Here is a 25,308-nt window from a genome sequence, read left to right as displayed (position 1 = left end):
AAATCGTGTGATCACAAAATGTAAAAATTCTGCAAAATTCCACGTATCGTTCGATTTGCACTTAGGTTTCGCGCAAGCTTATGCCACTACGAAAGGCAACGTAAACCAGACAGGTGAGCCGATGAACATTCACGAATATCAGGCCAAGGCGCTGTTGCGCTCCTATGGTGCGCCGGTCAGCGACGGTCGCGTCGTGACCCGCGCCGAAGAGGCCAAGACCGCCGCGGGCGAAATGGACGGACCGCTTTGGGTGGTCAAGGCACAGATCCACGCGGGCGGTCGCGGCAAGGGCAGTTTCAAGGAAACCGACGCCGGCGAAAAGGGTGGCGTGCGCCTCACCAAATCGGTCGAGGAAGCCGAACTGGAGGCCAAGCGCATGCTGGGCCGCACGCTGGTGACCAAGCAGACCGGCCCGGCGGGCAAGCAGGTCAACCGCATCTATATCGAAGACGGCTCGGACATCGAAAAGGAATTCTACCTCGCGCTGCTCGTCGACCGGCAAACCAGCCGCGTCTCCTTCGTCGCCTCGACCGAGGGCGGCATGGACATCGAGGAAGTCGCCGAAAGCACGCCCGAGAAGATCCTGAGCTTCTCGGTCGATCCGGCCACCGGGTATCAGCCGTTCCACGGCCGCCGCATCGCCTTCATGCTGGGCCTCACCGGCGCGCAGGTGAAACAATGCGTCGCGCTGATGGGCACGCTTTACAAGCTCTTCATCGAAAAAGACGTCGAGATGCTCGAGATCAACCCGCTGATCCTCACCGACAAGGGCGATCTCAAATGCCTTGATGCCAAGATGGGGTTCGACGGCAACGCGATCTATCGCCACCCCGATATCGCCGACCTGCGCGACACGACCGAGGAAGACCCCAAGGAGCTTGAGGCCAGCAAATACGACCTCAACTATATCGCGCTCGACGGTGAAATCGGCTGCATGGTGAACGGCGCGGGCCTTGCCATGGCGACGATGGACATCATCAAGCTTTACGGCGCCGAGCCTGCCAACTTCCTCGACGTGGGCGGCGGCGCGACCAAGGACAAGGTGACCGAGGCGTTCAAGATCATCACCAGCGATCCGCAGGTCAAGGGCATCCTCGTCAACATCTTCGGCGGCATCATGCGCTGTGACGTGATCGCCGAGGGCGTGATCGCCGCGGTGAAAGAAGTCGGCCTCAAGGTGCCGCTGGTGGTGCGTCTCGAAGGCACCAATGTCGAGAAGGGCAAGGAAATCATCTCGAATTCCGGCCTCGACGTGATCGCCGCGGACAACCTCAAGGACGGCGCGGAAAAAATCGTGAAAGCGGTGAAGGGTTAACACGATGCCGGTTCTTATAAAAACGGAACCTCTTTCGCGACCGCACGATGTCGGTACGCTCTACCCATTCAAAGAGAAGGCATATCGCGATCCCGTTTTCGGGAAAGGCGAACTCGCCTTCGTCTGGATAGATGGGGATGGCAAAGGCGGTGAAGACTCACGGCTCTATGCCGAGGGGATGGTCGCGGAGGAGCCTGTTTTCGAAGATCCGGACCGGCAGGACTCAAACGTTCGCGTGAAGATTGTTCTCACCGCGATCGAACCCGGCAATCCATTGAAATACCGCGAAGATATTCGCTCACATCGAGACGATCCATCCGATCGCGTAATGCACAATCTCGCAGACGTAATCTGCAAGAACGCACTTAAGAAAGTGACCTTAATTGGCCGCCCGGAGGCCGATCTTCTCAGGTCACGTTTCGAAGAATAGGAAAATACTAATGGCAGTACTCATCGACGAAAACACACGCGTCATCTGTCAGGGCTTCACCGGCTCTCAGGGCACGTTCCATTCCGAACAGGCCATCGCCTATGGCACGAAAATGGTTGGCGGCGTGACGCCGGGCAAGGGCGGGCAGTCGCATCTCGACCTGCCGGTCTTCAACTCGGTTCACGAGGCGAAACACGCGACCGCGGCCAATGCGAGCGTGATCTACGTGCCGCCGCCCTTCGCGGCCGACTCGATCCTCGAGGCGATCGACGCGCAGATGGAGGTGATCGTCTGCATCACCGAGGGCATCCCGGTGCTCGACATGATGAAGGTCAAGCGCGCGCTGGAAGACAGCACATCGGTCCTCATCGGCCCGAACTGCCCCGGCGTGATCACGCCCGACGCCTGCAAGATCGGCATCATGCCCGGCCATATCCACAAGCGCGGCTCCTGCGGCGTGGTTTCGCGCTCGGGCACGCTCACCTACGAGGCGGTCAAGCAGACCACCGATGTGGGGCTGGGCCAGTCGACCTGCGTGGGTATCGGCGGCGACCCGATCAAGGGGACCGAGCATATCGACGTGCTGGAATGGTTCCTTGCCGATGACGAGACGCAAAGCATCATCATGATCGGTGAGATCGGCGGCTCGGCCGAGGAAGAGGCCGCGCAATTCCTCAAGGACGAGGCCAAGAAGGGCCGCAAGAAGCCGGTCGCGGGCTTCATCGCCGGGCGCACCGCGCCTCCGGGCCGCCGCATGGGCCACGCGGGCGCCATCGTCGCCGGTGGCAAGGGCGGCGCCGATGACAAGATCGAAGCCATGCGCAGCGCCGGAATCGTCGTTGCCGACAGCCCCGCCCAGCTTGGCGAGGCGATGTTAGAGGCGATCGGGTAAAAGCCGCCCCAGGGCCGAACGAAAGGAACGTAGATGGACTTTCAGACCAGCGTGAAAACCTGCCTCACGCAGAAATATGCCCGGTTCGAGGGGCGTGCATCGCGACCGGAATACTGGTGGTTCATCCTGGCCTACGTGATCGGGCTCGTCCTGTTCGCCCTGCTGGGTATCAAGCTTCTCTATGTCCTCTTCGTGCTTGCCATGATCGTTCCCGTGACCGCCGCTGGCTGGCGGCGGTTGCAGGATACCGGGCGACCGGGCTGGTATATCCTGATCCCCGTCGTGATCGGGGGGATTTCGATGCTGGTTGCACCGCAGATGCCGCAAGGCGGCTTTGGCGGTGGCGCGATGATGGGTGGCGATTTCAATTCCGGCCCCGGCAACATGGGCCGGGTGGGCGCCTCCGCGCTTCTGGGGATCGTCCAGCTTGTCCTGCTGGTGATTTATGCCTGGTGGCTCAGCCGCCCCTCCCAACCCGAAACGAACGACTACGGCCCAAAGCCCCAAAACTGACAGCGTCAGTGCTGCCCTCCGGGAGATAACCGATGACCGAACATTCCCCCAATGACCAGTTCCGCGCCTCGTCCTTCATGCAGGGGCACAACGCCGAATATCTCGAACAGCTTTACGCGCGCTACTCCGATGACCCCGCATCGGTCGATGAGGGCTGGATCGAGTTCTTCAAGCAGATGGGCGATACCGAAAAGGATGTGCAGGCCGAGGCAAAGGGGCCAAGCTGGGCGCGCAGCGACTGGCCGCCAATGCCGCAGGATGACCTCACCGGGGCGCTGACCGGGGATTGGGCGCCGCTGCCCGACGAGATGGAGACCGCCGCCGAAAAGATCCGCGACAAGGCCAGCGCCGCGGGGGTCGAGGTGAGCGACGAGGCGATCAAGCGCGCCGTGCTCGACAGCATCCGCGCGCTGATGATCATCCGCGCCTATCGCATCCGCGGCCACCTCGTGGCCGATCTCGACCCGCTGGGCATGCGCAGCCAGACGCCACATCCCGAGCTTGATCCCAAATCCTATGGCTTTGCCGAAGCCGACATGGACCGCCCGATTTTCATCGACAAGGTCCTGGGGCTCGATTTCGCCACGATGCGCGAGATCATTGCCATCGTCAAACGCACCTATTGCGGCACGTTCGCGCTGCAATACATGCATATTTCCGACCCCGAACAGGCCGGGTGGCTCAAGGAGCGGATCGAAGGCTATGGCAAGGAAATCGCCTTTACCAAGGCCGGGCGCAAGGCGATCCTCAACAAGCTGGTCGAGGCCGAGGGGTTCGAGAAGTTCCTGCATGTCAAGTACATGGGCACCAAACGGTTCGGCCTTGACGGGGGCGAGGCGCTCATCCCCGCGATGGAACAGATCATCAAGCGCGGCGGCAGCCTCGGCGTCAAGGATATCGTGATCGGCATGCCCCACCGGGGCCGCCTCAGCGTGCTGGCCAACGTGATGGCCAAACCCTACCGCGCCATTTTCAACGAGTTCCAGGGCGGCAGCTTCAAACCCGACGAGGTCGACGGTTCGGGCGATGTGAAATATCACCTCGGCGCCAGTTCCGACCGCGAATTCGACGGCAACACCGTCCACCTGTCGCTCACCGCCAACCCCAGCCACCTCGAGGCGGTGAACCCGGTGGTCATCGGCAAGGTTCGCGCCAAGCAGGACCAGTTGAACGACAGCGAGCGCACCAGTGTCATCCCGATCCTGCTGCATGGCGACGCCGCTTTTGCCGGTCAGGGCGTGGTGGCCGAATGTTTCGGGCTTTCGGGCCTCAAGGGGCACAAGACCGGCGGCACGATCCATATCGTCGTCAACAACCAGATCGGGTTTACCACCGCGCCGCACCTGTCGCGCTCGTCGCCCTATCCGACCGATATCGCGCTGATGGTCGAGGCGCCGATCTTCCACGTCAACGGCGACGATCCCGAGGCGGTGGTTCACGCCGCCAAGGTCGCGACCGAGTTCCGCCAGAAATTCCACAAGGACGTGGTCATCGACATGTTCTGCTATCGTCGCTTCGGTCACAACGAAGGCGACGAGCCGATGTTCACCAACCCGGTGATGTACAAGCGGATCAAGACCCACAAGACCACGCTGTCGCTCTATACCGACCGCCTTGTTCGGGACGGTTTGATCCCCGAGGGCGAGATCGAGGACATGAAGGCCGCCTTCCAGGCCCATCTCAACGACGAGTTCGAGGCCGGCAAGGATTACAAGCCCAACAAGGCCGACTGGCTCGACGGGCGCTGGAGCCATCTCGACAAGCGCGACGCCGAGGAATACCAGCGCGGCGAAACCGCGATCAAGCCCGAGACGCTCGAAGAGGTGGGCCGCGCGCTGACCCGCGCGCCCGAGGGCTTTCCGCTGCACCGGACCGTGTCGCGCCTGCTCGATGCCAAGCGCGAGATGTTCGAGAGCGGCCGCGGCTTTGACTGGGCGACCAGCGAGGCACTGGCCTTCGGCTCGCTCCTGACCGAGGGGTACCCGGTGCGACTGTCCGGTCAGGACAGCACCCGCGGCACGTTCAGCCAGCGCCATTCCGGCCTGATCGACCAGGAGACCGAGGAACGCTATTTCCCGCTCAACAACATCCGCGAGGGGCAGGCGCAATACGAAGTCATCGACTCGATGCTGTCGGAATACGCGGTGCTGGGCTTTGAATACGGGTTCAGCCTTGCCGAACCCAACGCGCTCACCCTGTGGGAGGCGCAATTCGGCGATTTCGCCAATGGCGCGCAGATCATGTTCGACCAGTTCATCAGCTCGGGCGAAAGCAAGTGGCTGCGCATGTCGGGGCTGACCGTGCTGTTGCCGCATGGTTATGAGGGCCAGGGCCCCGAGCACTCCTCGGCCCGGCTTGAGCGGTTCCTGCAGATGTGCGGCGGCGACAACTGGATCGTGGCCAATTGCACCACGCCGGCCAACTATTTCCACATCCTGCGGCGGCAATTGCACCGCTCGTTCCGCAAGCCGCTCATCCTGATGACGCCGAAATCGCTGCTCCGGCACAAGCTGGCGGTCTCGAACGCCGAGGATTTCACCACCGGGTCAAGCTTTCACCGCGTGCTGTGGGACGATGCCGAAAAGGGCCATTCCGACACGAAACTGGTGGCCGATGACAAGATCCGCCGCGTGGTGATGTGTTCGGGCAAGGTGTATTACGACCTGCTCGAAGCGCGCGACGAGGCCGGGATCGACGATATCTACCTGCTCAGGATCGAACAGTTCTATCCCTTCCCCGCGCTGAGCTTCGTGAAAGAGCTCGAGCGGTTCAAGGATGCCGAGATGATCTGGTGCCAGGAAGAACCCAAGAACCAGGGCGCATGGAGCTTCATCGAACCCAATATCGAATGGGTGCTGGGCCGCATCAAGGCCAAGCACGCGCGCCCCGTCTATGTCGGCCGCACCGCTGCGGCCTCGCCCGCGACGGGGTTGGCAAAACAGCACAAGGCACAACAGGAGGCGCTGGTGAACGAGGCGCTCAATCTGGAAGGGAACTGATACATGGCAACCGAAGTCCGCGTGCCCACCCTGGGCGAAAGCGTCACCGAAGCCACCGTCGCCACCTGGTTCAAGCAACCCGGCGATACGGTCGCGGTGGATGAAATGCTGTGCGAGCTGGAAACCGACAAGGTCACGGTCGAGGTGCCCTCGCCTGTCGCCGGAACATTGGGCGAGATCGTCGCCGCCGAAGGCGACACCGTAGGGGTGGATGCGCTGCTTGCCAGCATCTCGGAGAGCGGCGAGGCCGCGCCCGAAAAGCCGAAATCCGAGGCCAAACCCGCCAAGGCGGACAAAGGCGATAAGGACGACAAGGGCGGCAAGGACACCGGTAAGGACAAGACCCCCGCGAAGGGCGGTGGCGACACGGTCGACGTGATGGTGCCGACGCTGGGCGAAAGCGTGAGCGAGGCCACGGTCTCGACATGGTTCAAGCAGGTGGGCGACAGCGTCGCGCAGGACGAAATGCTGTGCGAGCTTGAGACCGACAAGGTCTCGGTCGAGGTGCCCGCCCCGGCTGCCGGCGTTCTGGCCGAGATCCTCGCCGAAGAGGGCAGCACGGTCGAGGCCAACGCCAAACTGGCCCGGATCAGCGGCTCGGCCGACGGCGCGGTCGACCCCGCACCGCGCCCACAAGCCGAAGAGGCGCAGGACAGCAGCGAGGATCAAGCCTCGGGCAAGGACGTCGAAAACGCCCCGTCGGCCGAAAAGATGATGGCCGAGGCCGGGCTCGACGCCTCACAGGTCAAGGGCACGGGCCGCGACGGGCGGATCATGAAGGAAGACGTGCAAAAGGCCATCGCCGCGGGCACGTCCGAGCCGCGCACCAGCGCCCCAGCCACCCAGGCATCCGAGGCGAAACCCGCCGCCAGCGCGCCGCGTGCCCCGGTTCCCGCCGACGACGCCGCGCGCGAGGAACGGGTCAAGATGACCCGCCTGCGCCAGACCATCGCCCGCCGCCTCAAGGAGGCGCAGAACACCGCCGCGATCCTCACCACCTATAACGAGGTCGACATGGGCGCGGTCATGGACCTGCGCAGCACCTACAAGGACGAGTTCGAGAAGAAGCACGGCGTGCGCCTTGGCTTCATGTCGTTCTTCACCAAGGCCTGCGTGCATGCCCTCAAGGAGGTGCCCGAGGTCAATGCCGAGATCGACGGCACCGATGTCGTCTACAAGAATTTCGTGCATATGGGCGTCGCCGCGGGCACCCCGCAGGGCCTCGTCGTGCCGGTGATCCGCGACGTCGATTCCAAATCCTTCGCCCAGATCGAGAAGGAAATCGGCGAGAAGGGCAAACGCGCCCGCGACGGCAAGCTCTCGATGGCCGAGATGCAGGGCGGCACGTTCACGCTCTCCAATGGCGGCGTCTATGGCTCGCTCATGTCCTCGCCGATCCTCAACCCGCCGCAATCGGGCATCCTCGGCATGCACAAGATCCAGGAGCGTCCGATGGTCGTCGGCGGCGAGATCGTGATCCGCCCGATGATGTATCTGGCGCTGAGCTACGATCACCGCATCGTCGACGGCAAGGGCGCCGTGACCTTCCTCGTGCGGGTCAAGGAGGCACTGGAAGATCCGCGTCGGTTGCTGATGGATTTGTGAGGAATGGAGGATGGGTGAAATCACCCATCCTACTACCCAGTTAGTAGGGGAGCACCAAGTTGGGCTTCATCGCAGGTTGCTTTCTTGTTGCAATGATCGCAAAGGTTTTTTGGGATTTTTTCACTGGAACCTCGGAAAAAAGGCGAGCGATGTTGCAGGAATATGCAAGTAGACCGTTCGAACACATTTTTCTTACCGTTTGGATGACCTTCTCCGTGATGTTCTTTTTTGGAATTTTCTTTCCACTATTTGGAGAGATACTTCTAACTAATGGCGGCTGGCAAGTTTGGGAAGTTGGTATAATCGGATTCTTTGGGATGACCGCGATACATATCTTCATCAACGAAAATAAGAAGAAATGACCCCCGAACTCACTACCCCCAGGCTGGAGTCTCCCGCGCCCCGGCCTCCGCGCCGGGGCCTCATGGCCAGCCCCGAGGTCCCGGGTCAGGCCCGGGACGGGGCGCGCACATGACCCCCGAACTCACCGCCCTCACCCTCGCGGCCCTCCTGCAGGCCGTGCAATTCGTCCTCTACGCCGTGCCCGCCAACCTTGAGCTTGGCCCCGGCTACACCATGTCGGCGCGCGACCGTGAACCATCGCGCCCGCTCTCGCCCCAAACCGCCCGCCTCGGGCGCGCGATGACCAACCATTTCGAGGGGCTGGTCCTCTTTACCATCGCCGTGGTCGTGGTCACCTTCACCAAGATCACCAGCCCGCTCACCGCCGCCTGCGCCTGGACCTACCTCGCCGCGCGCATCCTTTATATCCCGGCCTATTACTACGGGCTGCGCCCCGGCCGCTCGCTGATCTGGGGGGTGGGGTTCGCCGCCACGCTTCTCATGCTCTTGGCAGCGCTCTTCTGATGCTTCATCTTGCTCAAAATACTCCGGGGGAGTCGCCGCTTGCGGCGACGGGGGCAGCGCCCCCGCCTCCAACGCAAAAGAAAGGACACTGACCCATGGCCTCTTATGACGTGATCATCATCGGCGCCGGTCCAGGCGGATATGTCTGTGCCATCCGGTGCGCCCAGCTCGGGCTCAAGACCGCCGTGGTCGAAGGGCGCGGCACGTTGGGCGGCACCTGCCTCAATGTCGGCTGCATCCCCTCCAAGGCGCTTTTGCATTCAAGCCACATGCTGCACGAGGCCGAACACAATTTCGCCGCCATGGGTCTCAAGGGCAAATCGCCCAGCGTCGACTGGAAACAGATGCTGGCCTACAAGGACGAAACCGTCAGCCAGAACACCGGCGGAATCGAATTCCTGTTCAAGAAGAACAAGATCGACTGGATCAAGGGCTGGGCCAGCATCCCCGAGGCGGGCAAGGTCAAGGTCGGCGACGACACCCATGAGGCCAAGAATATCGTCATCGCCACCGGGTCGGAACCGGCCAGCATCCCCGGCGTCGAGATCGACGAGAAGACGGTGATTTCGTCGACCGGCGCGCTCGAACTCTCCAAGGTTCCGAAGAAGCTGGTGGTGATCGGCGCGGGCGTGATCGGGCTCGAACTGGGCAGTGTCTATGCCCGCCTCGGCAGCGACGTCACCGTGCTGGAATACATGGACGCGATCTGCCCCGGCATGGATGCCGACGTGCAGCGCACGTTCAAGCGCATCCTCGAAAAACAGGGGCTCGAGATCATCACCGGCGCGGCGGTCAAGGGCACCGAGGCGCTGAAAACCAAGGCCAAGGTCACCTACGCGCCCAAGAAGGGCGGCGACGACGTCACACTCGATGCCGATATCGTGCTGGTCGCAACCGGGCGCAAACCCTATGCCGATGGGCTCGGCCTCAAGGATCTGGGCGTCAAGATGACCGATCGCGGTCAGGTCGACGTCGATGACCATTGGAAGACCTCGGTCGACGGGATCTATGCCATCGGCGACGTGATCCCCGGCCCGATGCTCGCCCACAAGGCCGAGGACGAGGGCATGGCGCTGGCCGAGGTGCTGGCGGGCAAGCATGGCCATGTGAATTACGGCGTGATCCCCGGCGTGGTCTACACCACCCCCGAAGTCGCCACCGTCGGCCAGACCGAAGCCGAGGCAAAGGAGGACGGGCTAAAGCCCAAGGTGGGCAAGTTCAACTTCATGGGCAACGCGCGGGCCAAGGCGGTGCATCAGTCCGAAGGCTTCGTCAAGATCATCGCCCATCCCGAAACAGACCGCATCCTCGGCGCCGCCATCATCGGCCCGGCAGCGGGCGAGTTGATCCACGAGGTCTGTGTCGCGATGGAATTCGGTGCCTCGGCCCAGGATCTCGCGCTGACCTGCCACGCGCACCCGACCTATTCCGAAGCGGTGCGCGAGGCGGCACTGGCCTGCGGCGACGGGCCGATCCATAGTTGACTGACAACGAATGCGGGGGGCACCGTTCAGACGGTGATCCCACCCGCCTTCACGCGTCTTCTACCAGAGCGTTTTATTCAACCGTTCGGGCAGCTTTTCGTCATAGTCCCGCGCCGCGATCTCGCCCTCGGTCATCTCGGCGAGGAACTCGCCCAGCGTGGGCAGCCCGGCGCTGTCATCGCGGTTCCAGATCCCCGCCCGGAGCAGCGATTTGGGACATTGCGCATAGACCTCGGCCAGATCGATCCCGATCACCGTCGCGGGCAGGCGCCCTTTCTGCTCGAACCGCTCGCACAGGCGGGCATCGTCGCTCACCCACGCCCGCCCGTTGACCCGCACCACCATCTTGTCGCCCGGCACCATGAACATGACCGCGATCCGCCCGTCGCGGACGATGTTGCGCAAACTGTCCAGCCGGTTGTTGCCACGCCAGTCGGGCATGAGCAGCGTCCGGTCATCCAGGATCTCGACCACCGGGCCATCGTCGCCGCGCGGGCTGGCGTCACAGCCCTCTTCGCCCACGGTCGAGATCACGCAGAACCGCGACGCCATGATCCAGCGGCGATAAAGCGGCGTCAGCCGCGGTGCCACCTTGCGCAGTGCCGCATCGCTGGGCGCCCCGTAAAGCGTCTCCAGATCCTCAAGCGTTTCGAGCTTTCGGTAACTCTCCGTCATATCCCGCCTCCCTCATCAGCGCGTTCGATCCGGCCTCGATCTCGTTTTCAAGATGCGCCATGAACGGCGCCTGCGCCATCCCCGGCTCAAGCCGTGGCATGAATTCGACCACCGCATGCCCCGGCTTGCGCAGCATCGTGCCCTTGGGCCAGAACAGGCCCGCATTCGTCGCCGTCGGCACGCAGGGCTGGCCCAACTGGTTGTAAAGCACGTAAGAGCCCACCTTGAACGGCTTGTAATCGCCCGGTTTCACCCGCGTGCCCTGCGGATAGATCACCAGTTGCCCGGGCGGCACCCGGCCCGATCTGACGTCTTCCATCATCCGCCTGATCGCCGCGCCGCGCTTGCCCCGCGCCACCGGCACACAGCCCAGCCGCCAGGCGTAGATCCCGATGATCGGCGTCCACAAAAGCTCGCGTTTCATGATGAAACGCGGGCGCGGCACGGCCTGGAAGATGATCAGGATATCGAGAAACGACTGGTGCTTGGCCACGATCAGGCATTCCTCGCCGGGCACGTCGCCGCGCAATTCCCAGGTGATGCCGACCAGCCAGCGCGCGGTGAACTGCACCCAATAGGTGTAACTCTTGCACGCGATCAACGCACCCTGCGGCGACAGCACCGCCCATGGCAGGAACACGATACCGAGGATCGCCATCACCACGGCGTTCACCACCACGAACAGGATCGACATGATCCAGCGCCAGATCAGCACCATCAACTGAGTCCTCTCAACGTCTTGCGCGCCGCGTTTCGGGTCGCGGCAAAGCCCACCCCCGCCGCCAGCGGTGGAATGATCAGCGGCCAGAGCCACCCCGCCCCGGCAAAGCCGAGACCGGTCAGGAAACCGCCGGCTTCCTGCGCCTCGGGCAGGAACCACACCGCGACCAGCCCCGCCACCATGCCAACCGCTGCGCCTGACAGCGCGCGCAGCGTAAAGCGGCGCTCGAAAGCGGCGGCGATATAGCTGTCGCGCGCACCCACCAGCCGCAGCACCGCGATCACCTGGGCATTCGCCGCCAGCGCCGCGTTGGCCGCCAGCGTGATCATCGCCGCCATCGCCGTGAAGATAAGACCGATCGACAGCCAGCCCAACGCAAGCAGCCGCGACGCGGCCTCGATCAGCGGCCGCCGCCAGCGCGTGTGATCGTCGAGCACCGCGCCCGGCACCTCGGCCTGAAGCCTGAGGCGCAGCCCGTCGGCATCATAGCCCGGATCGCCCTCTATCACCTCGATCAGTTGGGGAATGGGCAATGTCTCGACCGGTATGTCCGGCCCGAACCACGGTTCAAGCAGCGCGCGCTGCTCATCCTCCGACAGCGCCCGCGCGCTTGCGACCCCCGCCGTTGTTTCCAGCACCCGGAGCGCCGCCGCCGTCTGCTCGGCCATCTGTTCCGCCGGGGCCGAGATGCGCAGCGTGGCCGAACGGCTCAACTCTTCACCCCAGCGTTCCGCGAGCCGCCCCGCCGCCAGCGACAAGGCCAGCGCAAACACCGCCAGGAACGCCATGATCGCCGAGGTGAGCAGCGTCAGCCGCGCCGTGAACCCCGTAGGCGGTACCAGCCGGTCGGCCTGCGGATCGCCCACCAGCAGGGCCGATATCTCCGACAGGGCCCGCCTCACAGGTCCGCCCCCGCAAGATGCAGCTGCCGGTTGGCGATGCGCAGAACCCGCGCCTGCACCTGCGTCTTGGCGGCCCGGATCAGGCCAAGATCGTGCGAGGCGATCATCACCGTCTTGCCCATCCGGTTCAACTCGACCAGCAGTTTCAACAGCCGCTGCGACATCTCCCAATCCACGTTCCCGGTGGGCTCGTCCGCCAGGATCACGTCGGGCGACATGATCACCGCCCGGGCCAGCGCTGCGCGTTGCCGCTCGCCCCCCGACAATTCGGGCGGCAGCGCATCGGCCCGCGCCTTGAGCCCGACCCAGCCGAGCAATTCGCGCAGGTTGGCCAACTCGTCGAGATGCGCCCGTCCCGACACGGTAAGCGGCAGCGCCACGTTATCCGCGACCGGCAGATGATCGAGGAATTGCACATCCTGGTGCACCACCCCGATCCGGCGGCGCGTCATCGCCACGTCATCGCGGCTCATCGTCCGCACGTCGCGGTCAAACAGCCGCACATGCCCCGATGTCGGCACCAGCGCGCCGTAACACAGCTTGAGAAACGTGGTCTTGCCCGATCCCGAAGGGCCGGTCAGGAAATGGAACGATCCGGGCTGCATCGCGAAACTGATGCCGCTGAGGAGTTCCCCCCCGCCATAGCTGTAGGCCACGTTGTCAAGCTCGATCACGGTCCGGCCCCCTGCCATGCCTGCCCGGTCGGGTCCACCGCCCCGGTCGGCCCTTATTGCCCCAGCATTGCACAGGATTCAATCCAGCCTGACATGCCGAAAAGGCACGCAATGGCCCGAATGCAGCAATTGCTTTGCGTTTTTCGCGTGAAAGGTTACAAGATATGGTAAATTGGTGAGGCATATGCCGGTCAACGGCGACAGGTGAGACGATGCGGCTGATCTGCCCGAATTGCGGAGCCCAGTACGAGGTGCCCGACGACATCATCCCGGCAACCGGGCGGGACGTGCAATGCTCGAATTGCGGCGATACGTGGTTCCAGAAACATCCCGACCAGGACGCGGATCTCACCGAAGCGCCGGACCAGCCGCCGGGCGAAGGCGAATGGAGCGACGGCGACGCGGCGTTGACCGAGGAGCCGCACGACGATGAGCCCCCGGCCGCCGAGGCCGAACCGACCGAATCCACATGGCCGGACACATGGCCAGACACCGGGGACCGGGACGCGGAGCAGGCCGGGGACCTGACCGGCGAGTTGACAGGAGAGTTGACCGGGGACAACCCGCCCCCGCAACCCCCCGCCGAGGACGCGCCCGAAGAGGACGCATGGGACGACGACACGCCGGTCGAAGATCCCCCCGCCGAACAAGCCCCCCCGCCGCAGCCGCGCGAATTGCCCGAAGATGTACGCGAGGTTCTGCGCGAAGAGGCCGAACGCGAACGCGAGGCCCGCGCCGCCGCCGCGTCTGCGGGCGGGCTCGAAACCCAGCCCGATCTCGGTCTTGACGATACCGGCGACGATACCAGCCAACAGGAACGCGAGGCCCGCCTGCGCACGGCGCGAATGCGCGGCATGTCCGAGAAAGAGGCGATGACCGCGGCCGGCCTGTCAAAACTTTCCGCCAATGCCTCGCGCCGAGATCTGCTGCCCGATATCGACGAAATCAATTCGACCCTGCGCAAGGAATCCGAGCGCCAGCCCTCCAACAGCCCCGATCCGGAAAATGATCCCGCACCGCCCACCGAATCCTCGGGTTTTTCGCGTGGATTTTCCTTCATGCTGTTGCTCTTCGCGATCCTGCTCGCGGTTTACGTCTTTTCCGGCAAACTGGCCGAGCTGGTGCCCCAGCTTGAGCCGGCGCTTGAAAGCTATGTCAACTGGGTGAACCGTGGGCGGCTCTGGCTTGACGGGCAGGCGGCCGCGCTGGTGCAATGGCTCGACACCATGACCTCCGAAGCCGCCGCGCCGACCGGTGATGGCGAAAGCTGACCGGGGCGTTCGGCGGACCCGACGACCCTGAACCAAACTTGCAGGGTGACAGCCCGAAACTTGTGTGCCTAGATCGGGGTCGCAACATTATCGACCACAGGGGAGGGTGTCATGATCCCGATATACGCTCTGACATGGCTGGGTGTTCTCGCCGCCCAGGTCTCTCCGGGGCCGAACCTTGCCGCCGTCGCATCGGTTGGATTGGCGCAAGGGCGACGTCCCGCGCTTTTTGTCGTGACCGGGATCTCCTCCGGCATGCTTTTATGGTCGATGGCGACCGCCTTGGGTCTCGGCGCGCTTATTGAGGCCTTCCCCTTGTCGCTCTTGCTGCTGAAGCTGCTTGGCGGCGGCTACCTCCTCTTTCTCGGCATCAAGGCCGCTCGCGCGACATTCAGAGGCGGGGCAAGCGCGGCTATTGCAGCGGACACGCGGCCCCTGAGCGATCGAGAGGCCTGGCAACGCGGCTTTCTCGTTCTCCTGACCAATCCCAAGGCCGCTCTGATGTGGGCGGCGGTTGCATCCTTTTTGTTCGGTCAGGGGATGAGCGCCTGGCATGTGCTTGCTTTTGGTCCGCTCGGCGCCCTGTCTGGCCTCGTTATCTATGGAACCTACGCCATGCTTTTCTCAACCGGCGTGGCAATGCGCGGCTATGCGCATTTCTCTCGCTGGGTCGAGGGCGTATTCGCCGCCGCATTCGGTGTGATGGGGGCAAGCCTGTTGTGGTCGGGATTGCGTGAAACACGAAACTGATCTTGTCTCGAAAAGCCGACACGCGAGCAGGCAGACCAAACGTCCGCCTTATCCCGCTTCGGCCACCCCTCGCGCCCCGTAACATATCGCACCGGACCCGAAATCTGACCGCCCCGGCCCCGAGACGGGGCCTCTCACCTTTGTCATGGGCCCCGGCTCAAACCCGGGACAGGTGTTTCCAATCAAACGCGCGCCCTAGAACCGGTCCAGCAACCGCTCGATATAATTGCGCTCGGTCTCGGGCCGCGCGGTCTCGCCCGAGCGGCGGCGCAACTCGTCGAGCAGGTCGCGCGCCCGGCGATAGACATCCTCGCCCTGAAGCATGTTGTCCTCGACCCCCGCCGCGCCCCGCTGGTTGCGGCCCAGCGGGTCCGAGCGGTTCTGCCCCGGCATCGCATCCGCCGCCTGCCCCTGCTGGCCGGGGTTGTTGCGCTGCTCCTCGGCCATCTGCTCGCCCAGCTCGCGCATGCCGTCGCGCAGGTTGTCCATCGCCTCGGCCTGCCGGTCGATCGCCTCGGCCAGGTCGCCCTCGCGCAGCGCCTCTTCGGCGCCGTCCATCGCCCGGCCCGCCCGGTCAAGCGACTCGCGCGCGGCATCGCCGCCCGGCGTGCCTGCCCCCGGAAGGGCGCCGCGCTGCTGGTCGAGCTGGCGGCGCAACTGGTTCTGCCGCTCGGCCAGCGACTCGCCCAGATCCTGCGGCCCACCCTGTTGTCCCGGGCGCTGGCCCTCGCCCTGCTGACCCGGTTCCCCGGACTGGCCTTCGCCCTCGCCTTCGTGCTGCTCGCCTCGGCCCATGCCGCCCGAGCGGCCCTCGTTGCCGCGCGATTGGCCGGAATTGGCGCCCGGGTTGAACTGTTCCTGCAAATCGCGGAACGCCTGATCCGACAGCCCCTGCTGATCGCGCAGCGTCTCGGCCAGGCCCTCCATCGCCTGTTGCCCCGGCGACTGGCCGCCCTGCCCGCCCTGACCTTCGGTCATGCGCATGTTTTCCATCATCTGCTGCAACTCTTCCAGCGCCTGCTGCGCCTCGGCCATGCGGCCCTGTTCCATCAGCTCCTGGATGCGGTCCATCATGCGTTGCAGGTCGTCCTGCGTCATGGTCATCGTGTTCTCGTCGCTCTCGCCCTGATCGGGCTGATCGGTGCCGTCACGCTGGTTCTGCTCGGCAAATTCGCGCTGCAACTGTTCGAGGTAATCGCGCGTCGCCTCGCGCAGCTCGTCCATCAGCCGCGCAATCTCGGCCTCCGACGCCCCGTTCTTCATCGCCTCGCGCAACCGCTCCTGCGCCTGGCGCATCCGTTCCAGCGCATCGGCCAGCGTCCCCTCTTCCAGAAGCAGCGCCAGATCCCACAGCGCCTCGGCGATCTCGTCGCGGGTCTCGTCCGACATGCCATAGCGGGCGCCGGTCTCGATCCGGCGCAGGATGAACCGCAGCCTGAGGTAATCCGATTCGCGGTCGAACATCCCCTCTTCGGGCTTGTAGGACACCGCCCGCAGCACCTGCGCGATACGCCGCGCATTGTCGCGATTCCACAAAAGGTCGCGGCGCATCTCGACCACCACCGCCGCCAGCGGGTCAAAGAACCGCCGCGCGGCAAGGTCGATCTCCTGCACCGGGCTTTGCCCCAGGTTGCCACCCGCATCCTCGGCCCTGAGTTCAAGCTTGACCGGCAGGTTGGCCCAGGCGTGCTGGCTGAAATCCTCGATCAGCACATCCTCGAAATCCTCCCGCCCCCGCGCAACGGGCAAGGGCAGCGGCACCTCGATCGCGTCGCGCGGTTCCGGCTCGATGGCCAGCCCGTAACGCCGGTCCACCCGCTCCTCGTCCAGCGTGATCCGCGCCCGCCCGGCGACCACGCCGTAATCGTCGCGCGCCTCGAAGGGCATGGTAAAATCGCCCACCGCGCTGGCCTCGGCCGGGCCGGTCGCGTCGATCTGCGGTGCCATGTCGGGGATCAACGCCATGTCCCAGCGCCGCCCGCCCGGCCCCTCGATGGCAAGGCTGCCCGCCCGGGCCAATGCGAAATCCTGCGCCGGCTCGGACTCCGTCTCGGCGGCCTCGGCGTCACGCACGGGCGCGCCCGACACGTCCTCGATCACCCGGAGCGCCCCCGCAGGCCCGTAAAGCCGCAGCGTGATCCGGCTGCCCTCGGGCGCGGCAATCTCGCCCGCCTTGAGATCATTGAGGTAAAGCGTCGGTCGCCCGGTATAACCCGGCGGCGCGATCCAGCCTTCCCAGCTCGGGCCGATGGCGGCCTCGGCGCTGCCCACGCCCGGGGTCATGTCGGCCACGCTGCCCACCCGGACGAGCGAGCCAAAGAGAAGCGCCACCAGGAGCACCAGCGCCGCCATGTATCGCAAACCATAGGGATCGCGCGCCGAGACCCGCAGATCGGGCCGCACCGCGCGCGCCGTTTCGGCCCGGGCGCGCATCCGCCCCTGGTGCGCCTCCCAGACCGCGCGCGACGCCGGATCGCCCGCGCCAATCGCCTGCGCATCCATCAGCGCCTGAATCGGCCGCCCCGCCATCGTCGCGTCGAGCCGTGCCAGAACCTCGTCTTCGCGCGGCAGGCGAAACGCCCGCACACCGTGCACCAGCAGGGCCAGCCCTGCCACCAGCGTCACGACCGCCCCGGCCCAGACCGCCTCGACCGGCACCATGTCGTGCAGGCCCAGCATCAGAACACCGAGCACGGCCATCGCCAGCGACCAGAACGGCCAGAACGCGCGCGTGCCCCGCTCGGCCACCATGCCATACCGCGTCAGCCCGATGGGCCAGCGCAGGCGGCTCAGAATCTCGTGGCCGGTCCGATTCGCGATAACGGCGCTCCTTTCACGGCAGGTGCCCCATCATCATGGCGGCATCCGCCTTTACAACCAACACGGAATGCTATCGCGATTCAGCATCTCGTCCAAGGTGGGTCTGGCCCGGATGACAGCGAATTGATCGCCCTGCACCAGGATCTCGGGCACCAGTGGGCGGGAATTGTATTCGCTCGCCATCACCGCACCATAAGCCCCGGCCCCGCGAAACGCCACCAGATCGCCGGGCGCGACCGCCGCCATGTCGCGCGCCCGGGCAAAGGTGTCACCGGTCTCGCAGACCGGCCCGACCACGTCATACCGCGCGCCTTCCGCCCCCGGCGCGGGTTCGCGCACCGGCACGATGTCGTGATGCGCATCATACATCGCGGGCCGAATGAGGTCGTTCATCGCCGCGTCGAGGATCAGGAAATCACGCCCCTCGCCCGATTTGACGTAAATCACACCGGCCACCAGGATTCCCGCGTTCCCCGCGACAAGCCGCCCCGGCTCGATCTCGATCTCGCACCCGAGATGACCCACCGTCTCGCGAATCACCGCGCCGTAATCGCCGGGCAGCGGCGGCACCTCGTTCGACGTCGTATAGGGAATTCCCAATCCCCCGCCGAGATCGAGCCGCCTTATGTCATGCCCGTCCGCGCGCAGGGTCTCGGTCAGCTCGGCCACCTTGGCATAGGCCTGCCGGAACGGTTCGAGATCGGTCAACTGGCTGCCGATATGCACGTCGATGCCCACCACCTCGAGACCCTCAAGCGCCGCCGCCTCGGCAAAAACCGCGCGTGCCCGCGAAATCGGGATGCCGAACTTGTTCTCGCTCTTGCCGGTGGCGATCTTGGCATGGGTGCGCGCATCCACGTCCGGGTTGACCCGCACCGTCACCGGCGCGCGCGCGCCCATCGCGCAGGCCACCTCGCTCAGCGCCCGCATTTCCGGCTCGCTCTCGACGTTGAACTGCCGGATGCCACCTTCAAGCGCCATGCGCATCTCGGCGCGGGTCTTGCCCACCCCGGAAAAGACGATCCGCTCGCCCGGCACACCGGCCGCCTTGGCACGGGCATATTCGCCGCCCGACACCACGTCCATCCCCGCGCCCATGTCGCCCAGAAGCTTCACGATGGCGAGGTTGCTCGCCGCCTTCATCGCGTAGCAGACAAGGTGATCCATCCCCGCCAGCGCCTCGTCGAACAGGCGGTAATGCCGTGTCAGCGTCGCCGCCGAATAGCAATAGAACGGCGTGCCCACCGTCGCCGCGATCTCGGCGACGGCGACATCCTCGGCGAAAAGCTCACCGTCGCGGTAAAGAAAATGATCCATGGCGGCGGTCATAGCAAAACCACCACCGGGATCAATGGGCATTGCATGTCAGGTCGCGATGCCCGCACCCGTTCCGCGCGCGGGCTACTCGCCGCGGCGCTGCCGTTTGCGCTCGGATTTCCGGGCGGCCTTGTTGCGCTTGACCTGCGCCGCCTGACGCGCCGCGATCACGTCGAAGACGGGGGTAAAGCGGGGATTCATCACGCCTTCGCCGGTGGCGAGTTGATACAGGGTGTGAAACGGCGAATTGTTGCCTTCCACGATCAACGGCCCATCCTCGGACACGCCGACATCCCAGCCCATGACCCCGACATTGGGAAACACGGCATGCGCCTGTTCGGCCAATGCCTTGATCTCGGACCAGAACGGGATGCGCGCCCCGACAATGGGCTGCCCGGTGACCGGATGATCGTCGACCCGCGCGGTATCGAGCCCCGTTCCGCGCCGACATCCCAGGACTTCGCCGGTGTCGATATCGACATTCGCCAGCATCGAACCGCTCTGCCAGAAATTGTCGGACATGGCGTCTGGCGACGGGATTTTCCACAAGACATAGAGCACCCGGGGCCGGTCTGCCTCTTCGGTCACGGTCACCACCCGGATCGTGCCCAGCGCGGGGCCCGCGATCGCTGTCAGCGTCGGATGCTGGCGCACGGCGCTCTGGAACAGGAACCCGCGCTTGGCGTGATGCTTGAGAACCTCCTGCGCAAATGCCTCGAGCGCCACCGTCTTGCCATTGCCGAAACGCAGCATCTCGTCCTCCGCGTCCACCCCTTCGATCAGCGCCGATCCGACGCTGAGCGAGCCGAGGGCGGGCTTGGCAAAGAGCGGATAGCGCGCGTCGTTCAACAGGAAATTGCGGATCTCCGCAGGGTCGCGCAGGACGGTCATCTTGCCGAACGAGCGGGAAACATTCACGATCGCCTGGGTTTCCGTCGTCCGCAGCCCCAGCCCCGACAGAAAGGTCGAGAACATCGACTTGTCGTTCATGAGGTCGAAATGCTGGCGCAGGCTCTTGGGCGACAGGCGCAGGTTGAGCCTGTGGCTCCCCACGGTGCCGACGAACTGCGCACGCTCCTCGGCGCTGTAGCGCGGGGCGTAAAGCTCGAAATCGTAATACTCGCTGGTATGTATCCCGGTTCTTTTCATCTGCAGCGACATCATCTGCCCGAACTGGGTCAGCGGCCCGACCCCGTGTTCCCGCGCAACCCGCACCAGTTTCGGTGCATCCGGGGCCTTTTTTCGGGGCGGCCCGGCAAGCAGAGAACTTTCAGCGGCGGCACTGGTCATGAGAACCCTCCAATGTGCAACGTCAGTTGCCCCTAGGTTCCCCAAGAATGTGGCCGGAATAGGTCAAAAAGTGACAATTATTCGAGGCGACCACGAACTGTTTCTGATGTGAGAACAATCCCCGCGCCGGTCGCGCCCCGCATCACGCGCGGCTCAGAATCGCCGCCCGGTGCCCGGCGCGCCACGCACCCAGCCGACGCTGAGCGATCCACTCACCCCCGACTCGCTCACCTCAGCCCCGGCGTTGCGCGTGGGCGTTTCCGGCTCGCCATCCGCGCCGCAACCCGCCAGCACCGCCACGAGGCCCAGAATCGCCAGTTGTCTCATTCCAACACCGCCTTCCAGCGCGCCACCTGCTCGCGCACCCGCAGCGGCGCCGTGCCGCCATACGAGACCCGCGAGGCCACCGAGTTCGCCACCCCCAGAACCGAGAACACGTCCCCGGTGATCGCTTCATGCACCGATTGCATATCGGCAAGCGTCAGGTCGGGCAAATCACAGCCGCGGGATTCCGCCAATGCCACAAGGCTCCCGGTGACGTGATGCGCGTCGCGAAACGGCATGTCGAGCGCCCGCACCAGCCAGTCGGCCAGATCGGTCGCGGTCGAGAACCCGGTCGCCGCCGCCGCCTCGAGCGCGGCGCGATTGGCCTGCATGTCGCCCACCATCCCGGCCATCGCGGCAAGGCCCAGCATCAGGTTGTCCGCCGCGTCAAAGACCTGTTCCTTGTCCTCCTGCATGTCCTTGGAATAGGTCAGCGGCAGCCCCTTCATCACCGTCATCAACGCCACGTTCGCCCCGAAAATCCGCCCGATCTTGGCCCGCAAAAGCTCGGCCGCGTCCGGGTTGCGCTTTTGCGGCATGATTGACGACCCGGTGGACCAGCGATCCGACATCTTCACGAAGCGGAACTGCGCCGAGGACCAGATCACCAATTCCTCCGCCAACCGGCTCAGATGCATCGCGCAGATGCTCGCAGCCCCCAGGAATTCCAGCGCGAAATCGCGGTCGCTGACCGCGTCGAGCGAATTGGCGCAGGGCCGATCAAAACCCAGCTCGCGCGCCGTCATCTCGCGGTCGATCGGAAACGACGTCCCCGCCAGCGCCGCAGCCCCCAGCGGGCATTCGTTCATCCGCGCCCGCGCATCGCGAAACCGCGAGAGGTCACGGCCCAGCATCTCGACATAGGCCATCATGTGATGCCCCCATGTCACCGGCTGCGCGACCTGCAGATGGGTGAACCCGGGCATCACCCAATCCGCCCCCGCCTCGGCCTGCCCCAGAAGCGCGCGCATCAGCGCGATCAAGGCCCCGTCCACCGCGTCGACCTGGTCACGCACCCAGAGCCGGAAATCCGTCGCCACCTGGTCATTGCGCGACCGCCCGGTGTGGAGCCGCCCCGCCGCCTCGCCGATCAGATCCTTGAGCCGGGCCTCGACATTCATGTGAATATCCTCAAGCGCGGTGGAAAACTCGAATTTCCCGGTCTCTATCTCTGACAATACGGTGAGCAGGCCTTCCCTCATCGCCTCGGCATCATTATCACTCACGATGCCCGTCGCGGCCAGCATGGCGGCATGGGCCCTTGAACCGGCAATATCCTGTGCCGCCATCCGCTGGTCGAACCCGATCGAGGCGTTGATCGCCTCCATGATCGCATCCGGCCCCGCGGCAAAGCGGCCGCCCCACATCGCGTTCGAGGTTTTTTCGGTCATGTCACCTGGCCCATGGAAGGAAAGTCAATGTCGCGTTCCGCGCTGATCTATACCGCCCTTGCCGCAATCGCAATCGTGGCGGTGGCCCTCTTTGCCCTGCGCGACCCGGCCCAGCCGATCCCGGCAACGTTGGAAAACCGTGCCGAGCTGGAAAACCTGCGCGAAGGGACGATGAAGAAACTCGCCTTCCACACCGCCCCCAAACCGGTGAGCACGGCGGAATACGAAACCGAATCCGGGGCCAGGGCCACGCTGGCCGATCACCAGGGCCGCTATGTGCTGTTGAATTTCTGGGCCACGTGGTGCGCGCCCTGCCGCAAGGAAATGCCCATGCTCGCCACCTTGCAGGACGAATTCGGCGGCGAGTCGTTCGAGGTGCTCACCATCGCCACCGGCCGCAACAACCCCGCACAGATCAAGAAGTTCTTCGACGATATCGGCACGTCCAACCTGCCGTTGCACCGCGATCCCTCCTCGGCGCTGGCGCGCGACATGGCGGTGCTCGGCCTGCCCGTGACCGTCATCCTCTCGCCCGAGGGGCACGAAATCGCCCGCATGACCGGGGACGCCGAATGGGACTCGGACAGCGCGAAGGCGATCATCGCCACCCTCCTGGACAACGGCGGCTGACTGGCGGCCCGCGGCGGGTGCGCCCGCTATGGCAGCATTGCCCGCATGGCTTTCAACCAAAGCCAGAACGCTCCCGGATTCTCCGGTATTATGGTAAGCTCGAGTCGTGATCCTATCGTTTGAAAGGCAAAAATCATGACTCGTTTCCTGATCTGTTTTTCAATTATTGCCACCCTTTACCCCGCAAGCCTGCCTGCCGATGGCGGCGGCATAGACTTGAGCTACCGCATGCGAATCGTGACCGAAGCGGACTTCCGCGAACATGTCGTCGACCGGCGCGCGGTCGGACGCAACGGCGATTGGAACCTGTCCCGAAGCAATGGCCGATTGCAGGGCATCTATGGCGGTCGGCAGTTCAAGGGGATGTGGAGGTGGTCCAACGTAAACTGGTGCCGCAAGGGAACCCTGGGCGGGGCAATGGTCGATGATTGCTGGCGGCTCGAAATTGACGGCGGCAAATTGCGCGTCGCACCGGCCAAGGGCGGCAATACCTACACCTACAGACTGAACTGACCGACAGGCAGTTCGGCCACCGAGATCGCCGTCATCGGGATGGGCACGGCTGCGAGTGAGCGGTTGCCAGATTGCGTGCCTGCGGCACACAGGATTCCTTGTCTGGGGGCGCTGCCCCCAAGGTGCAAAATCCCATCGGGATCTTGCACCACCCCCGGAGTATTTTCGGCAAGATGAAGCATGGGGCGGCGGTCGAAAGGTTAACGATTCGCCACGCCCGGACGGCCCGTTTTCCCGGCAGCCGGGCGGCAGCCGGGCGGTGCACGCATATCACCCCCCGGTTTCGCGGCGCTTTGCCCCGGTTAACACGGCGCGCGCCGCCTTGCGTTCGAACCGCGACAGGGACAAGAATGCTACCGGATCGGACAAGGAAGACAGGCCATGACAGACACCATGATCGCCGTGATCGGCGGTTCCGGGTTATATGAGATCGACGGGCTCGAAGGGGCGGAATGGCGTGACGTGGAAACCCCATGGGGCGACCCCTCGGACCAGATCCTGGTTGGCACCTTGAATGGTGTGAAGATGGCTTTCCTGCCCCGCCACGGGCGCGGTCATGTGCATTCGCCGTCCTCGGTGCCCTACCGTGCCAATATCGACGCGTTGAAGCGGCTGGGTGCGACCGACGTGATCAGTGTCTCGGCCTGCGGCAGCTTTCGTGAAGAGATGCGCCCCGGTGATTTTGTCGTTGTGGATCAATTCATTGACCGCACATTCGCGCGCGAGAAATCGTTCTTCGGCCCCGGTCTCGTGGCCCATGTCAGCGTCGCGCATCCGACCTGTCCGCGGCTCTCGGCGGCCTGTCTCGCGGCAGGGCGCGACGCGGGCATCACCCTGCATGAAGGCGGCACCTATCTGGCCATGGAAGGCCCGCAATTCTCCACCCTGGCCGAGTCGAAGATGTATCGCGAAGCCTGGGGCGCCGACGTGATCGGCATGACCAACATGCCCGAGGCGAAACTCGCCCGCGAGGCCGAGCTTTGCTATGCCTCGATCGCCATGGTGACCGATTTCGACAGTTGGCATCCCGAGCATGGCGAGGTTGATGTGACTGAAATCATTGCCATTCTGATGGGCAATGCCGACAAGGGGCGGGCCATGGTGCGCGGGTTGCCCGCGCTTCTGGGCACCGAGCGCACGCCCTGCCCGCATGGCTGCGACCGGGCGCTCGAATATGCCATCCTGACCGCGCCCGACGCGCGTGATCCGGTGATGGTGGACAAGCTCTCGGCGGTGGCCGGGCGCGTGCTCAACGTTTGATAAAGGCGTTCCGCGAAAAACCTGGCTCGCAGCTTTTCGTGGAACGCGCGCTTTGTTGATATGATGTTCTGCGTTCCACCTTATCCCTGTCTCGGATATAAGGCGGAACGCTTTAGGGGAAGCCTGCAAACATGAAGACCGTCAAGGATTACATCCGCACCATCGTCGATTTCCCACATGAAGGGATCATGTTCCGCGATGTCACCACGCTGTTCGCCGATCCGCGCGGGTTTCGCATGGCCATCGACCAGATGCTGCACCCGTTCGCGGGGCAGGAGATCGACAAGGTCGTGGGGCTTGAGGCGCGCGGTTTCATCCTCGGCGGGGCCATCGCGCACCAGCTTTCCACCGGTTTCGTGCCGATCCGCAAGAAGGGCAAGCTGCCCGGCCCGGTGATTTCCGAGGAGTACCAGCTCGAATATGGCGAGGCCGTGGTCGAGCTGCATGACGACGCGATCAGCGCGGGCGAGAAGATCCTCGTCGTCGATGATCTTCTCGCCACCGGCGGCACCGCCGCGGCGGGCATTCGCCTGATCGAGCGGCTGGGCGGCGAGATCGTGGGCTGTTCCTTCATCATCGACCTGCCCGCGCTGGGCGGCCGCAAGAAGCTCGAAGCCATGGGCATGGGTGTCGAAACCCTGTGCGAATTTGACGGACTTTAAGGT

At 64.5% G+C, this 25,308-nt stretch carries 24 protein-coding genes; 15 read left to right on the top strand and 9 right to left on the bottom strand.

Annotated features, from left to right (window positions below):
• Positions 1–121 precede the first annotated feature (121 nt).
• From sucC to lpdA, 9 genes are all read left to right on the top strand, one after another.
• Entirely contained in the window at positions 122–1,315 is a 1,194-nt protein-coding gene (sucC, locus tag FLO80_RS15440; protein WP_111367315.1) for an ADP-forming succinate--CoA ligase subunit beta, read from the top strand.
• Positions 1,316–1,319: 4 nt separating this feature from the next.
• On the top strand, positions 1,320–1,745 hold the full coding sequence (locus FLO80_RS15435) for a hypothetical protein (RefSeq protein WP_111367312.1): 426 nt from the start codon (positions 1,320–1,322) through the stop codon (positions 1,743–1,745).
• Positions 1,746–1,755: 10 nt separating this feature from the next.
• Complete coding sequence (gene sucD, locus FLO80_RS15430) at positions 1,756–2,637, top strand: succinate--CoA ligase subunit alpha (RefSeq protein ID WP_111367309.1); 882 nt, start codon at positions 1,756–1,758, stop codon at positions 2,635–2,637.
• Between the two features lie 33 nt (positions 2,638–2,670).
• Complete coding sequence (locus FLO80_RS15425) at positions 2,671–3,150, top strand: DUF805 domain-containing protein (protein ID WP_111367307.1); 480 nt, start codon at positions 2,671–2,673, stop codon at positions 3,148–3,150.
• A gap of 32 nt (positions 3,151–3,182) precedes the next feature.
• Complete coding sequence (locus FLO80_RS15420) at positions 3,183–6,149, top strand: 2-oxoglutarate dehydrogenase E1 component (protein WP_111367304.1); 2,967 nt, start codon at positions 3,183–3,185, stop codon at positions 6,147–6,149.
• A gap of 3 nt (positions 6,150–6,152) precedes the next feature.
• Positions 6,153–7,754: a 2-oxoglutarate dehydrogenase complex dihydrolipoyllysine-residue succinyltransferase gene (odhB, locus tag FLO80_RS15415; protein ID WP_111367301.1), complete on the top strand. Its 1,602-nt coding sequence runs from the start codon at positions 6,153–6,155 to the stop codon at positions 7,752–7,754.
• A 59-nt stretch (positions 7,755–7,813) separates the two neighbouring features.
• Positions 7,814–8,116, top strand: a complete 303-nt coding sequence (locus tag FLO80_RS15410; protein ID WP_146611047.1) for a hypothetical protein — start codon at positions 7,814–7,816, stop codon at positions 8,114–8,116.
• Positions 8,117–8,225: 109 nt separating this feature from the next.
• Positions 8,226–8,621 (top strand): MAPEG family protein, encoded by a 396-nt coding sequence (locus FLO80_RS15405; RefSeq protein ID WP_111367296.1) that lies wholly within the window; start codon positions 8,226–8,228, stop codon positions 8,619–8,621.
• Between the two features lie 95 nt (positions 8,622–8,716).
• Complete coding sequence (lpdA, locus tag FLO80_RS15400; protein ID WP_111367294.1) at positions 8,717–10,105, top strand: dihydrolipoyl dehydrogenase; 1,389 nt, start codon at positions 8,717–8,719, stop codon at positions 10,103–10,105.
• Positions 10,106–10,165: 60 nt separating this feature from the next.
• Here the strand turns inward: lpdA and FLO80_RS15395 are convergent, their stop codons facing one another.
• From FLO80_RS15395 to FLO80_RS15380, 4 genes are read right to left on the bottom strand one after another with little or no spacing between them, the layout of a single operon-like run.
• Positions 10,166–10,780: a pyridoxamine 5'-phosphate oxidase family protein gene (locus tag FLO80_RS15395; RefSeq protein ID WP_111367292.1), complete on the bottom strand. Its 615-nt coding sequence runs from the start codon at positions 10,778–10,780 to the stop codon at positions 10,166–10,168.
• Complete coding sequence (locus tag FLO80_RS15390) at positions 10,746–11,498, bottom strand: lysophospholipid acyltransferase family protein (RefSeq protein WP_111367290.1); 753 nt, start codon at positions 11,496–11,498, stop codon at positions 10,746–10,748. Before FLO80_RS15390 ends, FLO80_RS15395 begins: the two co-directional genes overlap by 35 nt.
• Complete coding sequence (locus FLO80_RS15385; protein WP_111367288.1) at positions 11,498–12,403, bottom strand: cell division protein FtsX; 906 nt, start codon at positions 12,401–12,403, stop codon at positions 11,498–11,500. Before FLO80_RS15385 ends, FLO80_RS15390 begins: the two co-directional genes overlap by 1 nt.
• A complete protein-coding gene (locus FLO80_RS15380; protein ID WP_111367484.1) occupies positions 12,400–13,077 on the bottom strand; it encodes a cell division ATP-binding protein FtsE in 678 nt (225 codons plus the stop codon). The genes FLO80_RS15385 and FLO80_RS15380 overlap by 4 nt, the downstream gene beginning before the upstream one ends.
• A gap of 212 nt (positions 13,078–13,289) precedes the next feature.
• On the opposite strand from FLO80_RS15380, the gene FLO80_RS15375 reads away from it, so the two are divergent.
• Both FLO80_RS15375 and FLO80_RS15370 read left to right on the top strand, forming a co-directional pair.
• Positions 13,290–14,348: a zinc-ribbon domain-containing protein gene (locus tag FLO80_RS15375; protein WP_111367286.1), complete on the top strand. Its 1,059-nt coding sequence runs from the start codon at positions 13,290–13,292 to the stop codon at positions 14,346–14,348.
• 111 nt (positions 14,349–14,459) lie between these two features.
• Positions 14,460–15,098 (top strand): LysE family translocator, encoded by a 639-nt coding sequence (locus FLO80_RS15370; RefSeq protein WP_111367283.1) that lies wholly within the window; start codon positions 14,460–14,462, stop codon positions 15,096–15,098.
• Positions 15,099–15,293: 195 nt separating this feature from the next.
• Here the strand turns inward: FLO80_RS15370 and FLO80_RS15365 are convergent, their stop codons facing one another.
• From FLO80_RS15365 to argH, 5 genes are all read right to left on the bottom strand, one after another.
• A complete protein-coding gene (locus FLO80_RS15365; protein ID WP_342781742.1) occupies positions 15,294–17,918 on the bottom strand; it encodes a TIGR02302 family protein in 2,625 nt (874 codons plus the stop codon).
• Positions 17,919–17,969: 51 nt separating this feature from the next.
• Positions 17,970–19,235 carry a diaminopimelate decarboxylase gene (gene lysA / locus FLO80_RS15360; RefSeq protein WP_111367482.1) on the bottom strand — a complete coding sequence of 422 codons (1,266 nt, stop codon included), beginning with the start codon at positions 19,233–19,235 and terminating at the stop codon, positions 17,970–17,972.
• Positions 19,236–19,319: 84 nt separating this feature from the next.
• On the bottom strand, positions 19,320–20,525 hold the full coding sequence (locus FLO80_RS15355) for a sugar-transfer associated ATP-grasp domain-containing protein (RefSeq protein WP_111367278.1): 1,206 nt from the start codon (positions 20,523–20,525) through the stop codon (positions 19,320–19,322).
• A 153-nt stretch (positions 20,526–20,678) separates the two neighbouring features.
• Complete coding sequence (locus FLO80_RS22900) at positions 20,679–20,852, bottom strand: hypothetical protein (protein WP_188078310.1); 174 nt, start codon at positions 20,850–20,852, stop codon at positions 20,679–20,681.
• A complete protein-coding gene (argH, locus tag FLO80_RS15350; RefSeq protein WP_111367276.1) occupies positions 20,849–22,240 on the bottom strand; it encodes an argininosuccinate lyase in 1,392 nt (463 codons plus the stop codon). Before argH ends, FLO80_RS22900 begins: the two co-directional genes overlap by 4 nt.
• A 27-nt stretch (positions 22,241–22,267) precedes the next feature.
• Here argH and FLO80_RS15345 point away from each other — a divergent pair, with 27 nt between their 5' ends.
• The 4 genes from FLO80_RS15345 (at position 22,268) to FLO80_RS15330 (ending at position 25,305) form a co-directional block, all read left to right on the top strand.
• Entirely contained in the window at positions 22,268–22,870 is a 603-nt protein-coding gene (locus FLO80_RS15345; RefSeq protein WP_111367273.1) for a TlpA family protein disulfide reductase, read from the top strand.
• Between the two features lie 135 nt (positions 22,871–23,005).
• Entirely contained in the window at positions 23,006–23,383 is a 378-nt protein-coding gene (locus FLO80_RS15340; protein ID WP_111367270.1) for a hypothetical protein, read from the top strand.
• Positions 23,384–23,764: 381 nt separating this feature from the next.
• The gene (locus FLO80_RS15335) at positions 23,765–24,643 is read left to right on the top strand and encodes an S-methyl-5'-thioadenosine phosphorylase (RefSeq protein WP_111367268.1); all 879 of its coding nucleotides are present in this window, start codon (positions 23,765–23,767) and stop codon (positions 24,641–24,643) included.
• Between the two features lie 131 nt (positions 24,644–24,774).
• Positions 24,775–25,305, top strand: a complete 531-nt coding sequence (locus tag FLO80_RS15330; RefSeq protein WP_111367265.1) for an adenine phosphoribosyltransferase — start codon at positions 24,775–24,777, stop codon at positions 25,303–25,305.
• Positions 25,306–25,308 lie beyond the last annotated feature (3 nt).

Origin of the sequence: Aquicoccus porphyridii (assembly GCF_008369105.1) — a bacterium.
In the GTDB taxonomy this organism is placed as follows: Bacteria; Pseudomonadota; Alphaproteobacteria; order Rhodobacterales; family Rhodobacteraceae; genus Aquicoccus; species Aquicoccus porphyridii.
Note: the sequence above shows the minus strand (reverse complement) of the source record. Positions and strands in the feature narration are given on the sequence as shown.

Excerpts from the sequence above, each read along its gene's own strand:
- sucC (WP_111367315.1), top strand. The coding sequence starts at position 122 with ATGAACATTCACGAATATCAGGCCAAGGCGCTGTTGCGCTCCTATGGT.
- FLO80_RS15435 (WP_111367312.1), top strand. The coding sequence starts at position 1,320 with ATGCCGGTTCTTATAAAAACGGAACCTCTTTCGCGACCGCACGATGTC.
- sucD (WP_111367309.1), top strand. The coding sequence starts at position 1,756 with ATGGCAGTACTCATCGACGAAAACACACGCGTCATCTGTCAGGGCTTC.
- FLO80_RS15425 (WP_111367307.1), top strand. The coding sequence starts at position 2,671 with ATGGACTTTCAGACCAGCGTGAAAACCTGCCTCACGCAGAAATATGCC.
- FLO80_RS15420 (WP_111367304.1), top strand. The coding sequence starts at position 3,183 with ATGACCGAACATTCCCCCAATGACCAGTTCCGCGCCTCGTCCTTCATG.
- odhB (WP_111367301.1), top strand. The coding sequence starts at position 6,153 with ATGGCAACCGAAGTCCGCGTGCCCACCCTGGGCGAAAGCGTCACCGAA.
- FLO80_RS15405 (WP_111367296.1), top strand. The coding sequence starts at position 8,226 with ATGACCCCCGAACTCACCGCCCTCACCCTCGCGGCCCTCCTGCAGGCC.
- lpdA (WP_111367294.1), top strand. The coding sequence starts at position 8,717 with ATGGCCTCTTATGACGTGATCATCATCGGCGCCGGTCCAGGCGGATAT.
- FLO80_RS15395 (WP_111367292.1), bottom strand. The coding sequence starts at position 10,780 with ATGACGGAGAGTTACCGAAAGCTCGAAACGCTTGAGGATCTGGAGACG.
- FLO80_RS15390 (WP_111367290.1), bottom strand. The coding sequence starts at position 11,498 with ATGGTGCTGATCTGGCGCTGGATCATGTCGATCCTGTTCGTGGTGGTG.
- FLO80_RS15375 (WP_111367286.1), top strand. The coding sequence starts at position 13,290 with ATGCGGCTGATCTGCCCGAATTGCGGAGCCCAGTACGAGGTGCCCGAC.
- FLO80_RS15370 (WP_111367283.1), top strand. The coding sequence starts at position 14,460 with ATGATCCCGATATACGCTCTGACATGGCTGGGTGTTCTCGCCGCCCAG.
- lysA (WP_111367482.1), bottom strand. The coding sequence starts at position 19,235 with ATGGATCATTTTCTTTACCGCGACGGTGAGCTTTTCGCCGAGGATGTC.
- FLO80_RS15355 (WP_111367278.1), bottom strand. The coding sequence starts at position 20,525 with ATGACCAGTGCCGCCGCTGAAAGTTCTCTGCTTGCCGGGCCGCCCCGA.
- FLO80_RS22900 (WP_188078310.1), bottom strand. The coding sequence starts at position 20,852 with ATGAGACAACTGGCGATTCTGGGCCTCGTGGCGGTGCTGGCGGGTTGC.
- argH (WP_111367276.1), bottom strand. The coding sequence starts at position 22,240 with ATGACCGAAAAAACCTCGAACGCGATGTGGGGCGGCCGCTTTGCCGCG.
- FLO80_RS15345 (WP_111367273.1), top strand. The coding sequence starts at position 22,268 with ATGTCGCGTTCCGCGCTGATCTATACCGCCCTTGCCGCAATCGCAATC.
- FLO80_RS15340 (WP_111367270.1), top strand. The coding sequence starts at position 23,006 with ATGACTCGTTTCCTGATCTGTTTTTCAATTATTGCCACCCTTTACCCC.
- FLO80_RS15335 (WP_111367268.1), top strand. The coding sequence starts at position 23,765 with ATGACAGACACCATGATCGCCGTGATCGGCGGTTCCGGGTTATATGAG.
- FLO80_RS15330 (WP_111367265.1), top strand. The coding sequence starts at position 24,775 with ATGAAGACCGTCAAGGATTACATCCGCACCATCGTCGATTTCCCACAT.